Annotated in this window: 11 protein-coding genes and 1 pseudogene; 8 read left to right on the forward strand and 4 right to left on the reverse strand. The window is 43.8% G+C overall.

The features are described from left to right. A partial coding sequence (locus AB4496_RS07000) for a peptide ABC transporter substrate-binding protein (RefSeq protein WP_372130730.1) occupies positions 1 to 1,045 on the reverse strand: 1,045 nt, incomplete at its 3' end. Positions 1,046 to 1,219: 174 nt separating this feature from the next. On the opposite strand from AB4496_RS07000, the gene mpaA reads away from it, so the two are divergent. After that, positions 1,220 to 1,948: a murein tripeptide amidase MpaA gene (gene mpaA, locus AB4496_RS07005; protein ID WP_102258260.1), complete on the forward strand. Its 729-nt coding sequence runs from the start codon at positions 1,220 to 1,222 to the stop codon at positions 1,946 to 1,948. A gap of 157 nt (positions 1,949 to 2,105) precedes the next feature. Here the strand turns inward: mpaA and AB4496_RS07010 are convergent, their stop codons facing one another. Both AB4496_RS07010 and AB4496_RS07015 read right to left on the reverse strand, forming a co-directional pair. After that, a complete protein-coding gene (locus AB4496_RS07010; protein WP_240798336.1) occupies positions 2,106 to 2,813 on the reverse strand; it encodes an ion transporter in 708 nt (235 codons plus the stop codon). 81 nt (positions 2,814 to 2,894) lie between these two features. After that, a complete protein-coding gene (locus AB4496_RS07015; RefSeq protein ID WP_102258262.1) occupies positions 2,895 to 3,989 on the reverse strand; it encodes a type I restriction endonuclease in 1,095 nt (364 codons plus the stop codon). Positions 3,990 to 4,551: 562 nt separating this feature from the next. On the opposite strand from AB4496_RS07015, the gene AB4496_RS07020 reads away from it, so the two are divergent. The 5 genes from AB4496_RS07020 (at position 4,552) to AB4496_RS07040 (ending at position 8,710) form a co-directional block, all read left to right on the forward strand. Continuing rightward, the gene (locus AB4496_RS07020) at positions 4,552 to 5,700 is read left to right on the forward strand and encodes an S-(hydroxymethyl)glutathione dehydrogenase/class III alcohol dehydrogenase (protein WP_102258263.1); all 1,149 of its coding nucleotides are present in this window, start codon (positions 4,552 to 4,554) and stop codon (positions 5,698 to 5,700) included. A gap of 153 nt (positions 5,701 to 5,853) precedes the next feature. Further along, complete coding sequence (fghA, locus tag AB4496_RS07025) at positions 5,854 to 6,693, forward strand: S-formylglutathione hydrolase (RefSeq protein WP_102258264.1); 840 nt, start codon at positions 5,854 to 5,856, stop codon at positions 6,691 to 6,693. A gap of 161 nt (positions 6,694 to 6,854) precedes the next feature. Beyond that, on the forward strand, positions 6,855 to 7,187 hold the full coding sequence (locus AB4496_RS07030) for a multidrug efflux SMR transporter (protein ID WP_012601126.1): 333 nt from the start codon (positions 6,855 to 6,857) through the stop codon (positions 7,185 to 7,187). A gap of 144 nt (positions 7,188 to 7,331) precedes the next feature. Further along, positions 7,332 to 7,733, forward strand: coding sequence for a hypothetical protein (locus AB4496_RS07035; RefSeq protein ID WP_102258272.1), 402 nt, complete (start codon positions 7,332 to 7,334; stop codon positions 7,731 to 7,733). Between the two features lie 239 nt (positions 7,734 to 7,972). Further along, entirely contained in the window at positions 7,973 to 8,710 is a 738-nt protein-coding gene (locus AB4496_RS07040) for an NUDIX domain-containing protein (RefSeq protein WP_102258265.1), read from the forward strand. Between the two features lie 143 nt (positions 8,711 to 8,853). On the opposite strand, the gene AB4496_RS07045 is transcribed toward AB4496_RS07040, so the two are convergent. Next, positions 8,854 to 10,374 carry an aldehyde dehydrogenase family protein gene (locus tag AB4496_RS07045; protein WP_102258266.1) on the reverse strand — a complete coding sequence of 507 codons (1,521 nt, stop codon included), beginning with the start codon at positions 10,372 to 10,374 and terminating at the stop codon, positions 8,854 to 8,856. Between the two features lie 352 nt (positions 10,375 to 10,726). Between AB4496_RS07045 and AB4496_RS07050 the strand changes: the two genes are divergently transcribed. Together AB4496_RS07050 and AB4496_RS07055 are read left to right on the forward strand one after the other, a co-directional pair. Beyond that, entirely contained in the window at positions 10,727 to 12,514 is a 1,788-nt protein-coding gene (locus AB4496_RS07050) for a sigma-54-dependent Fis family transcriptional regulator (protein WP_102258267.1), read from the forward strand. Between the two features lie 407 nt (positions 12,515 to 12,921). After that, a pseudogene (locus AB4496_RS07055) lies at positions 12,922 to 13,262 on the forward strand (methyl-accepting chemotaxis protein); the annotation flags it as partial.

Below are 13,262 nucleotides of genomic sequence, written 5' to 3' on the forward strand. Positions count from 1 at the left end.
CTGCCGTGTATTCATGAGCAAAGGTATAAGCCGGTAAGTTACCTACTTGAGTCACGCCATTAGTAATCACATTACGCATCATGGAATAAGACACCGCTTTACGCACTCGCGCATCATCAAACGGAGGGCGCGTGGTATTGAACGCGTAATAGTATGTACACAATAAAGGTACCGCTGTATACGCGTCTTGATATTTCATTTTTAGCTGCTGCGCCATGTGTGTCGGCACATCAGACGTGATATCGACCTCGCCCACCGCATAGCGATTAATCGACGCATTCTGGTTCTCAAACGGAATGTAAGTCACTTGGGTTAAGTGCGTATCTGAACTGTCCCAATAGTTAGGGTTCTTCTCCAGTTCAATGCGCTCGTTAACCACCCACTCGCCTAAAACAAACGCACCATTACCAACAAACTGCTTCGGATCGCTCCACGGCTTATCGCTGTTTTCTAGCGTAGCCTTGTGAACGGGCATCATTGAAGTGTGGCCTGTCATCGCCACAAAGTATGGCACTTTGCTATCGAGTTCGAATTTCACCGTGTGCTTATCAACCGCCGAGATACCGAGCTCTTCAACGGGCTTCTTACCTTCTGCCACATCAGCGATGTTGTTGATTTGAGTCAGCTTAAGATACCAAACATTCGGCGAAGCGAGTTTCGGATCGACCGCGCGTCTTATCGCATACACGAAATCATCGGCCGTCACCGGATCGCCATTCGACCATTTAGCATCTTTACGCAAGTGGAATACAAACGTCTGGTTGTCTTCGGTTTCCCAAGATTCCGCAACACCTGGAGTGATGTTGCCATCGCGATCTTGAATAACTAAACCTTCAAATAGGTCACGTAGAATGTGCATTTCAGGCAAACCTTCTGCCTTTGCCGGATCGAGTGTCGCAGCTTCTGCATCATTGGCTCGCACCAAATGTTGGTCTTTTGCCAGTGAAACACCAGCAGGTAAGGTTTCAGCAACGGCAGTCACTGAGATAAAAGGGGTCAATAAAGATGAAATGAGTAAAGCCGTTGAATGTTTCTTAAAATCCATGTTTTTTTGCTCTCCTAGCCTATCTTTGAAGCAAAGTAATAAAATTAACAATGCGACGGTTGACGAGTTTTGACGCTATGGTTTATTTAAAGGGGTTCATCTAATGGACTTGGTTAATGATTAATATAGCCAATAGTGAATACTTGATAGTACTTGATCAATCAGGAGATTAAGGTGAGTTTAATTCCAAGAACGGAAAGAGCTGCGTTTTCAATAAAGCCGCTGTCATATGGAAAATCGGTGTTGGGTGCACCCTTACTCTACTTCCCCGCACAAATAGAAAGTGAATTTCGCGGGCTGATTTTAGCAGGCACACACGGCGATGAGACCGCTTCTATTGCAGGATTATCTTGTGCGCTAAGAAGCTTGCCAGCGGCCAATTTACGACACGATGTGATCTTATCGATGAACCCTGACGGCAATCAACTAGGCACTCGCGCCAACGCAAACCAAGTCGATCTAAACCGCGCTTTCCCTACGCAAAACTGGACAGAAAACGACACCGTCTATCGCTGGAGTTCACACACACCAGTCAGAGATGTAAAAGTTAAAACCGGCCAAGCCGATCAGCTTGAACCGGAAGTGCAGTCGCTCATTAACCTCATTGAGCAGCGCCAACCCAAGTTCGTCATCTCTTTCCACGAACCACTCGCCATGGTCGACGACCCAACCCAATCTGAACTCGCCATTTGGCTAGGCAAGCAGTTCAACCTACCGCTCGTTGAAGACGTTGATTACGAAACCCCAGGCTCATTCGGCACTTGGTGCCAAGAAAGAAACCTATCGTGTATTACCGTAGAGCTGCCGCCAGTGTCTGCGGATCTGACTATCGAGCAGTATTTGGAGGCATTTGTGGCGATGTTGAGGTGTGAGGGAACTTTAAATATAGTTACCAGTGAATAGAAACGAGTTGATATTTTTCACGCACCAAGTATCGCTATACATGCGTAACTTTCGCAAACTAAAAAGCCAGATTCCACTAGGATATTGAAATCTGACCTTACTAATTGCTTATCAAGCAAACACTTTAAATGGACGATCCAACTAGTGGCACTAATAGTTAATCATTTGGCTTTCTTAACAACTCCTTGATTTCGCTAAGCTCTGATTTAAGTTCAGCGATCTCTTCCATAAGGTTATCGTTGTTATCACTTGCCATTTCATCTACAAAAATAGCATTAGCAAGAGAAAGAGCAATAAAGCCACCTAAAACTAAAACCACTATAACAAATGTATTTACAGCATAATAAGCATAAGGTTGATTGAGTTCTTTTGCTGCTTCTGGCACCGCTCCCCAGTTTTCTATCGTAAAAATTCCAAAGATAGTATTCATTGAACGCAGCGGATCACCAAAGTACTCAGGAATTACATTAGAAAACAGCGTAAAACCTAATAGAGAGAAAAACAGCAACTGCACAGCTAGTAATATCAAAACAGCTTTGGATGCCTTTAAAGCTCTTATAAGACCGTTAACAATATGCTCAGTATTTGGCATAAGTCTGATAATTTTTATAAGCGATATTATTCTGAAAATCCTTAGGTAGATAACGCTCCCAAGAGCTTCATTTGGTAAGAACAAGAAAATCGAGCTTATTATTACTATCGAGAAATCAAATTTATTGCCAAAAGTCGAGATGTATTTTCGCCAAGTTTGTTCTTTGATCTTGAAAAATGCTTCAAGAAAAAAGTAAGCAACAACTAGCCAATTTAAAGCGTGTATAAGTGCTGAATTACTATAACTACTAAAAAAGGCTAGTATTACAGCCATAACGATAGCTATAGCGTTGTATCGAGGTAACGTAAAATATTTCATATACAAAAAAGGGAGGTCAAGCCTCCCTTACTCTATTTATTCAAATCTAGCTGCATTATCTAGCAACTTGTCAGATAAGCCGTAGATATCATCCAAGCTTTCGATTGGGTGGCGAGTTTCTTTTTTATCTTCACCAGTAATTCCAATATATTTTTGTTTAGCATTAAAGTGTAAACGACATAAAGGTTTGCGGTTATTGTCATCGAGCAAAATACCAAAGTAACTTTGCGTGTCTCTTGCCGTAATACGTGAAACATCTAATTTTGCACGTAGGATAGCTTTAACAATATTGAAGCCGTCCGTTTCTTCTTCAGTCGTAACAACCCTTGGCTTATCTTCTTCGCCTTGCTCTAGTGTGATTTCTGTATCTACTACAGATTGAACTGGCGCTTGCGCCTTAATTGCAACTTCTTCATTAGTGCCAATCGCAGACTTTAAACGATCATTGATACTATCATTAAGGAACTGTTTTAGTGCTTTTGAGGTAATTTCAAGAAATTGAGCTTTAACTTTTGCAGTTTGAACACCATCATAAACTCTTGATGTGAAAAATTTGACAAAATCTTCTTCTGGGTTCTTAAACTGTACTTGTAGAACCTTCTTAATTTGGTTTAGATATTTAAGCTCCCCCGCTGCATCGACAACAGAATCAACATCAAAAGATGATTTAGTTAGCTTCTTAACCTCTGGAACAATATGCTCATCGAGATCCGACATATTCAACGTTAAGAATGGCTTCTCATCCATTTTGTTTGGAGCATCGAGGTCTGTATAAAACTCGTAAACTTCACCATTCGTAAGGATAGCGATACGTGCATTCGTTACAGAGAAATAACGGAACAGTTGACTTGCGTGTTTAGTCGACAGCTTCTCTCCGAATTTTTTACATTCGATCAAGATTTGAACTTCACCATCTTTAAGTAGCGCATAATCTACTTTTTCACCTTTCTTAGTACCTGTATCCGCATTAAACTCAGGGACGACTTCTGTTGGGTCAAAAACATCATAACCAAGAACTGAGTGCAGGAATGGCATAATCAATGCATTCTTAGTTGCTTCTTCTGTTTCTAATGTTGCACCAACCTGAACTATTTTTTTAGATAGCCCCTGTAGCCTTTCGATGAAATCCATAGCCTTACCTTTCTTAGTCTTTTGTTAATTTATTTGCATATCATACCAAAAGGAAAAAATTGTTCTATAAACCACTTAAAAAAGTAGGCTTTAAGAACTACAAATCTTTAAACAGGTTAATGATTAGTAACTTTAAACTAGCGAACCTACTTAGATGTATATGGATCGACCTAAGCTAAATCTACGAACTGCATTACCATCTATTAAATAAACTCAATGACTCACCGGAGTAGAAAACAAGTTGATGACCACCACACCAAATCACATAGGCTATTAAATTACGCCCCATTTGTTTCCAATTAGTGTCTTTACATAGAAAGCTACTCAGAATGTTCTTACATTTTCTGAGTAACTACCCCCTCTCCGAATCTTTCTGAACATACCCATTATTACAAATACGTAATAATAATTTTCTATTTAAGGGGATTATCAAAACATGCACTCACACCTATACTAGCTCCAACAAAACGAGAGAGCGGAAACAATTAAGCTCAACTACGCTTAACGGGTTGAATTTAATTGCACGGTTATCCGCTGTACTGACATATATAGGAAACATCCAATGACAATCGAAATTAAACCTGGTCAAACGCATATCAAATCAAAAGCAATGGTTGCATGGGCAGCTGGCGAGCCACTAAAAATGGAAGAAGTTGATGTACAACTTCCTAAAGCTGGTGAGGTTCTAGTTCGCATCGTTGCTACTGGTGTTTGTCACACTGACGCATTCACATTATCAGGTGACGATCCAGAAGGTATCTTCCCTTCAATCCTTGGTCACGAAGGTGGCGGTATCGTTGAGATGATCGGCGAAGGCGTTACAAGTGTTGAGATTGGCGACCACGTTATCCCACTTTACACAGCTGAATGTGGCGAATGTAAGTTCTGTAAATCTGGTAAAACTAACCTATGCCAAGCGGTTCGTGAAACGCAAGGTAAAGGCCTAATGCCAGACGGTACAAGCCGCTTCTCTATCAATGGCGAAACGATTTTCCATTACATGGGTTGCTCTACTTTCTCTGAGTACACAGTACTTCCAGAAATCTCTCTAGCGAAAGTAAGCAAAGAAGCACCACTTGAAGAAGTTTGTCTTCTAGGTTGTGGTGTAACAACAGGTATGGGCGCTGTACTAAACACAGCTAAAGTTGAAAAAGGCGACAACGTTGCTGTATTCGGCCTAGGCGGTATCGGTCTTTCTGCAATCATTGGTGCTCGCATGGCTGGTGCTGACCGCATCATCGGTGTTGATATCAATGAGAGCAAATTCGAGCTAGCAAAACAGCTTGGCGCGACTGACTGCATCAACCCAACTAAATTCGACAAACCAATCCAAGACGTTATCGTTGAGATGACAGACGGTGGTGTTGAGTACTCTTTTGAGTGTATTGGTAACGTAAACGTGATGCGTCAAGCACTTGAGTGCTGCCACAAAGGTTGGGGCGAATCAGTAATCATTGGTGTTGCGGGTGCAGGTCAAGAGATTGCAACTCGTCCATTCCAACTAGTGACTGGTCGTGTATGGCGTGGTTCTGCTTTCGGTGGTGTTAAAGGCCGCTCTGAGCTTCCAGAAATCGTTAACCGCTACATTGCAGGTGAGTTTGGTCTTCAGGAGTTCATTACTCACACTATGGGTCTGCAAGACGTAAACGAAGCATTCGACCTAATGCACAAAGGTGAATCTATCCGTACTGTTCTACACATGGATAAATAATTCTCCTTGGTCTCGATACTTAGGTGTCGAGGCCAAAGCTATAAATGAGAAGCAACAAACTGTCTTCACCACCTCCTGCCCGGTGGGTGGTGAAACTTTAAATGATATAGACATGTTATCCCCCAAAACCATCAACCTAACGGAGCACAATAGATGACAATCGAAAACATTAGCCAAGCAAAGGTTGCTGGTGGTTGGCACAAACAATACACCCACTTTTCTGCAACGCTTGACTGCAACATGCGTTTTGCGATTTTCTTGCCACCTAACGCAAGCAAAGAAAACCCAGTTCCTGTTTTGTATTGGTTATCAGGCTTAACCTGTACCGATGAAAACTTCATGCAAAAGGCCGGCGCATTCAAAGCTGCGGCTGAGCAAGGCATCGCTATTGTTGCACCTGATACAAGCCCACGTGGCGAAGGCGTTGCCGACAATGAAAGCTACGATCTCGGCCAAGGTGCAGGCTTCTATGTGAATGCCACTCAAGCACCATGGGACAGCCATTACCACATGTACGATTACGTGGTAACAGAGCTCCCAGCTTTGATTGAGTCTTTCTTCCCAGTAACGTCTGTGAAATCCATTTCAGGTCACAGCATGGGCGGACACGGTGCCCTAACGATTGGTATTAAGAACGAAGATAACTACCGTTCTATCTCGGCATTCAGCCCAATCACCAACCCAATGCAATGCCCTTGGGGACAAAAAGCATTCAACCAATATCTAGGCTTAGATATTGAAGAATGGAAACACTACGATGCCTTTGAGCTTCTAAAAACCAAAGGCACTAAGCTGCCAATGTTGGTAGACCAAGGCGAAGCGGACAACTTCCTAATTGAGCAGCTAAAGCCTGAGCAATTGGTCGAAGCAGCTAAGGTAACCAATGCCGATTTAGAGCTACGTATGCAGCCAGGTTACGACCACAGCTACTACTTCATCTCTAGCTTTATTGATGAGCATATTGAGTTCCACGCTGCTTACCTAAACAAATAGTCACACCGATTTAGCCCACACCTTGCAAAAGCGTGAGGTGTGGGCTTTTTTATGCCTGCTGTTTGGGCAAATACGCTGTTGCTAAAGAGCAGCAACAACGATTAACACTTTCAAATACCCCGCTATACCAACAAAAAACAATACAACTAAAAGGTACGACTATGAGCTGGTTTTTCTTAATGATGGGCGTGATGGCGGAAGCACTTTCTCACGTAGCACTTAAAGCAACCGACGGTTTCAGTTTGTCTAAACCCATCCCTGCTCTATTGGTGATTTCAGGACACTTGGCGGCATTTCTATTTTTGAGCCAAGCAATGAAAGGGATGCCTGTAGGTGTGGTTCACTCTTTATGGGCGGGCTTGGCTATCGTAACCGTGAGCTTGATTTCTACATTTGTTTACCGTCAGCACCTCGATACTATGGTGTGGGTTGGTATGTTATTTGTGGCAGCAGGTGTTGTGATGATCAACCTATCTCAAGGTCACTCGCACTAGTGTAGATAGTGACTTATGAACAGTGTGTCAATTCGTTCAAGTTTCCTAACAGACAGTGTCGCCTTCACTTATTCATACTCTTACAATCGGCAAATCAAACCTGTTACCATAGCGTCTTCTACATCACCTATTTTGAAGGTTGCTATGAAAGCAATTAAGACTCTTTTCTTCCTGATGGTTTTATTAAGCGGTCTGTTTACCGCTTGGCTGTTTATCCCGATTCCAGCGACCATGGACAAGCAAACGCTCGACCTTCCATTAACGGAACCATTCAAGCTTGTGGCGTACCGCAGCAACCCGAATGATGCGAGCAAGCCGCTGACTTACCACTACTATGTGATTTCAGATGTGGTTGGCGTGGACGACATGGACCCGTTCCTAGTTACCACAGACCAATTCGTGAAACTTGGCAAATTCGACGAGAACACGTTCAATTTAACGGTTAACGGCAAAATCGAGAGCTACACCAACGATTTGTGGATCAAAAAATCTGACGGCAAGCTTCAGCACTGGTACGTGAGTATTGATGCGAACTATGTTCGTTAGAGTCGAACCCAAATAGACCCGATTTAAAACTGCGCTTTGGCTTCCAAGCGCAGTTTTTGTTTCAAGCCGCCCGCCTTAAACTCTCCTCTTTTCCACTTTCACCCGCAACTGCCCTTTATCCCAAGATGATAAAAACAATCTAACTGTCGCAAGCTGCATAGGTGTTATAAGCCCTTAAGATGTTATAAGCTCCATCTATGCTCGACTCCCTATAAATCAAAAATAATAAAGGATCACCCGTGGAATTTACGCTCGACAAATTTAACGGCATCATCATCGACCCAGCAACAGCCCCTCACGATGCTGACTCTTTCAATGCCGAACTCAGCGAGATCACCGAATTTTCAAAGCAGAATAACAAAGGCATAATTTGGATTAGCTTGCCTATTTCGCTCTCGCACCTTATTCCGGTGGCGACTGAACTTGGCTTTGTGTTTCACAACTGTCTAGAAGACGAGATTACGCTGATCCACAAATCCGAGATTGTAGAGTTTGTGCCTTTCATTCCGACCCACACCTTGGGCGCAGGCGCATTGATCACCAACGAACATAATCAAGTGCTGATGATTAAAGAGCACGGTATGACAGGCTACAAATTACCGGGCGGCCATATTGAGTTGGGTGAAGGCATTGAAGAATCGGTGGTTCGTGAAACCTTGGAAGAGACTGGTATCAAAGCCACATTCATTTCTGTAGTTGGCATGGCGACGAGACACCCGTATCAGTTTGGCAAATCGAACCTCTACTTTATTTGCCACCTTATCGCTCAAACCCAAGAGATTGCGATTCAAGACACCGATGAAATTGCAGAGGCTAAATGGGTTGATATTGAAGAGTATATTAACAACCCTGACAGTTACCCGTTTAACCGCCAATTAGTCGGTTCTCTGATAGGGAAACAAGGATTAGAGCTTACTCAGCTAGAAGGTAATTCTGGCCCAACCCACAAGCCCGAGATCTTCTTTTCGCAAAACTAGAACGATTCAAGCATAAAAACGCCCAACTCAATTGAATTGGGCGTTTTGGTTTCTAGCTTTTGTTTTTCTTAATTAAGCCTACTGCGTTGTTAGTTATTCTTTGTACCCATGATTCATTCTCATACTTTTAGAACGAACCTGTATTAGAAGAAGCCCAACGGATTAGTATCGTAGCTGATCAACAGGTTCTTAGTATTTTGGTAGTGATCGAGCATCATCTTGTGTGTCTCACGGCCAATGCCCGATTTTTTGTAACCACCAAACGCGGCATGAGCTGGGTAAGCGTGGTAACAGTTCACCCAAATACGCCCCGCTTCAATGTTACGACCCATGCGATACGCTAGGTTTGCATCACGCGTCCATACGCCTGCACCCAAGCCATACTCGGTATCGTTAGCGATTTCTAACGCTTCCGCTTCGTCTTTAAACGTCGTCACCGCGATAACAGGGCCGAAGATCTCCTCTTGGAATACACGCATCTTGTTGTGCCCTTCCAGCATGGTTGGCTGAATGTAGTAACCGTTGCCGAGATCATCTGGTTGCTGCGCGATTTCACCACCTGTTAGCACTTTCGCACCTTCTTGACGACCGATTTCTAGGTAGCTCAAGATCTTGTCAAACTGCTCTTTTGAAGCTTGTGCGCCAACCTGAGTCTCGGTATCTAGCGGGTTACCTTGTTTAATAGTTTGAGCACGCTCGACCACCTTGGCGATGAACTTGTCGTATACCGATTCATGAATCAACACGCGTGATGGACAGGTACACACTTCACCTTGGTTGAAGAACGCAAGCAGCATGCCTTCGACACACTTATCAAGGTATTCGTCTTCATGGTTAAAGATGTCTGGGAAGTAGATGTTTGGAGACTTACCGCCAAGCTCTACCGTTGATGGAATCAAGCTTTCAGCCGCACATTTCAGGATGTGGTGACCGACTTCTGTCGAACCGGTAAAGGCCAATTTCGCCAAACGATCGCTGGTTGCTAACGCTTGACCCGCTTCGCTACCAAAACCATTCACGATGTTGACCACGCCTGCAGGTAGAAGATCAGCGATCTTCTCCATCATCACCAAAATCGATGTCGGTGTTTGCTCGGCTGGCTTCATCACCACACAACAGCCCGCAGCCAGTGCAGGTGCCAATTTCCAAGCCGACATTAAAATCGGGAAGTTCCAAGGAATGATCTGGCCGACTACACCAATTGGTTCCGGGAAGTGGTAACTTGCGGTGTTTGAATCTAGCTCTGCTGCGCTGCCTTCTTGCGCTCGAATACAACCCGCAAAGTAACGGAAGTGATCGACAACTAAAGGAATGTCTGCTGCCAAAGTTTCACGCACAGGCTTGCCGTTTTCCCACGTCTCAGCGACTGCGATTTCTTCTAGGTTCGCTTCAATGCGATCGGCAATTTTAAGTAGGATGTTGGAGCGCTCAGTCACGCTAGTCGCCGCCCAACTAGCACGAGCAGCATGCGCGGCATCGAGTGCCAAGCTAATGTCCGCCTCGGTTGAACGTGCCACTTGGCAATACACCTGACCATTCACTGGGGAAGTGTTATCAAAATACTCACCGCTAACAGGCTTCACCCATTCGCCACCGATAAAGTTATCGTATTGCGCTTTAAAGTTCACCACTGCGTTATCACTACCCGGCTGTGCGTAAATCATAGTTAGATCCTTCTTAGATTTTTAGTCGTTGCTCATTCGTTATTGAGCTTATGTTGTCGAGCTAGCATGGCGACTTCCCTTGAGAACAGATCTCATGAAAAGAGCTCTAAAAAGAGTGTCACCATGTTTATGCTTTCTGTTTAAAACACTGATACTTCGTGTTTTCTTCACAACAGTAACAACGCAAATCACACGCCAGAACTTCAAAACTTGTTGTTAATAAATTGTAAAACTATGATTACCAAACGTTTACAACCCAAAGTGAGTTGGCATTGAACGGGCGTCTGGAAAGCACTCCAGTGTTCAACTGTTCCAAATTGGTACACCCTCACTGTTACGACATGGAACAGTCATGCATCTTCAACAAGCAAACACCTCAGATTGGCTTTCATCCTCTTGGCACCGCAGCACAGAAGCGGGTCTAAAACAGAGACGACTTCCCGAAGACATTCGCCTGCCACAATCGATCCTTAAACAGCGACGTCATCAATCGTCCGACTTGATTCATATCGTCGAACGTAATGCTCTCCCTCTGTTTAATCAGATGTTTGCACGCACTGACAGCCGTTTGATTCTGACGGATATTGAAGGGGTAATTCTGGCAAGTTGGGGACAGGAGCGGTTTAAAGAGAAGCTGACGTCAATTGCACTCAGTTCGGGAACATGTTGGCAGGAACAACTTAAAGGCACCAACGCGATTGGCACCGCCATCGTTGAAGCGAAACCAGTATCTATCATTGGTGAACAGCACTTCATCCACCAGCATCGGTTTATCAGTTGTTCCGCAAGCCCGGTGTTTGATCATCAAGGGCAGATGGTTGGCGTATTGGATATTACCAGTGAGCAACAGCAACACGACAGTTCTATCCAATTGCTGGTTCAAAATATGGTTCAGCTTGTTGAAAATCAGCTATTAAGTCATATCCCACAAGGCACCACTCGTATTGACCTCGCATGTGAGAAATCTCTATTACACAGCGGCTGGCAAGGAATTGTGATAGCCAATGAAGCTGGCGAGGTAGTCGCGCACAATCAGGTCGCCTCTCAACTGCTGGATCAAACCTCGATCGTCGGCGAATGCATCGAGACTCTCTTCAATCGAGCCTCATTTGATGCACCTTTTGTGTTTGAGAAACAACACCTCAAACAACCAACCACCAAGCGCACTCGCTCTATTTCAGCGTCGTGTGATCTGCACCATGGCGAGCAACAGATAGAACACGCTTGGCAGCAAGCCAACAAGGTTATCGACAAAGGGATCAGCCTATTAATCTTAGGAGAAACGGGCGTTGGCAAAGGCGAATTTGTAAAAGCGTTGCACAAACAAAGCCAACGTAAATCTTCGCCCCTAGTAGCAGTAAATTGCGGTGCACTGCCGAAAGATCTTATCGAATCAGAACTGTTTGGTTACGCGCCGGGCGCTTTTACTGGCGCAAGCCACAAAGGATTCCAAGGTAAGATCCGCCAAGCAGACAAGGGAATTCTGTTTCTAGATGAGATTGCCGACATGCCATTGGAGGCTCAGTGTCGATTGCTGCATGTTCTACAAGATAAGTCGGTAGTGCCTGTTGGCTCAAATCAGAGCTATCAAGTCGATTGTCAGATCATCGCTGCGACGCATAAAAACCTAGAACAGTTGGTCGCTACGGGGGAATTTCGACAAGATCTCTTTTACCGCCTGAATGGCTTGGCCTTTACTCTTCCAAGCTTGCAACACCGACAAGACAAGCACGCCTTAATCGAGCACATTCATCGTAAATATGCCGAAGACGAACAGACAATCTGCCCGCACTTAATGAGCTTGCTGTGCGCCTATTCATGGCCCGGTAATATCCGTGAATTAGATAACTTACTTAAGGTCGCAGCCCTACTCGCGAGTGATGAACGACAACTCACACTCGAGCATGTGCCTAGCCACCTTGCTCAACATCTCACGTTATTAGCGCAAGATAATCAGCATCAACTGACGACTCCTAATACCTTCAAAGGCACAACGAATAACGATTTAAGAAGTACCGTTGAGGAAACCTTGCTGCAAACGTATCAAGCCAATCAGGGCAACATCAGCAAGACATCGCGAATACTGGGTATCAGCCGCAATACCATTTATAGAAAGCTAAAGAGCTTGGGGATTCTTTAATAATGAAGATGATCAATGGCCCAGTTACTTGAATTTAGTCTGCAACGTATAAATGCATACTTTTTAAGTGGGTATTCCACACTTCAGATGAAATTAAAATGTGACTGATGTCATATAATGAGTAATATATATCCACAACACCCTCAAACTACAACCTCCTGATTTACCAGGAAATTAAAAACGGCATCAAGTATAAAATATCAACAAATACAATTAGATAATAGAATAAAAACAGCCATACACCTATCTTATTGCTCCTCTCTAAAAGACATAATCCGAAGCGTTATATCATCCTATTTATATTTTTAATCACCCTATTCTTATTGTGTTCATTATATAGAATTTTCCATTCACGTATCTTGTTTAAAATCTCTGAAAAACTACCACTATTTGGTTAGAGAGATAATATGTTTAACAGTATACGAACGCGAATTGCGGTGAGTGCGGGCGGAGCGATGGCTTTCACTCTGTTAATCGCCATGGGAATGACGACCAACGCATTTACCGATGTGAATAAACAAGTCACTGAAAAAGTAAAAACGCAGCTGACAGAGGCCACTGCTACGGATTTACAAAACACGGCACTTCAACAAGGTTTGAACATCGCTAACCAGCTTAACCCCGTATTAGCGAACCTTAAGCAAGTGCGCTCAATCATCGAATTAAGTTCAGAAACCGACGCAAGTGCAGAGCTTATCGTGAAACAGTTTACTGCGGCACTGGAAGCACAAAACAAAGCTGTATTTGC

It is taken from the genome of Vibrio sp. 10N.222.46.A1 (genome assembly GCF_041473595.1).
GTDB classification, from domain to species: domain Bacteria; phylum Pseudomonadota; class Gammaproteobacteria; order Enterobacterales; family Vibrionaceae; genus Vibrio; species Vibrio tasmaniensis_A.

Excerpts from the sequence above, each read along its gene's own strand:
- AB4496_RS07010 (WP_240798336.1), bottom strand. The coding sequence starts at position 2,813 with ATGGCTGTAATACTAGCCTTTTTTAGTAGTTATAGTAATTCAGCACTT.
- AB4496_RS07015 (WP_102258262.1), bottom strand. The coding sequence starts at position 3,989 with ATGGATTTCATCGAAAGGCTACAGGGGCTATCTAAAAAAATAGTTCAG.
- AB4496_RS07020 (WP_102258263.1), top strand. The coding sequence starts at position 4,552 with ATGACAATCGAAATTAAACCTGGTCAAACGCATATCAAATCAAAAGCA.
- fghA (WP_102258264.1), top strand. The coding sequence starts at position 5,854 with ATGACAATCGAAAACATTAGCCAAGCAAAGGTTGCTGGTGGTTGGCAC.
- AB4496_RS07030 (WP_012601126.1), top strand. The coding sequence starts at position 6,855 with ATGAGCTGGTTTTTCTTAATGATGGGCGTGATGGCGGAAGCACTTTCT.
- AB4496_RS07035 (WP_102258272.1), top strand. The coding sequence starts at position 7,332 with ATGAAAGCAATTAAGACTCTTTTCTTCCTGATGGTTTTATTAAGCGGT.
- AB4496_RS07045 (WP_102258266.1), bottom strand. The coding sequence starts at position 10,374 with ATGATTTACGCACAGCCGGGTAGTGATAACGCAGTGGTGAACTTTAAA.
- AB4496_RS07050 (WP_102258267.1), top strand. The coding sequence starts at position 10,727 with ATGCATCTTCAACAAGCAAACACCTCAGATTGGCTTTCATCCTCTTGG.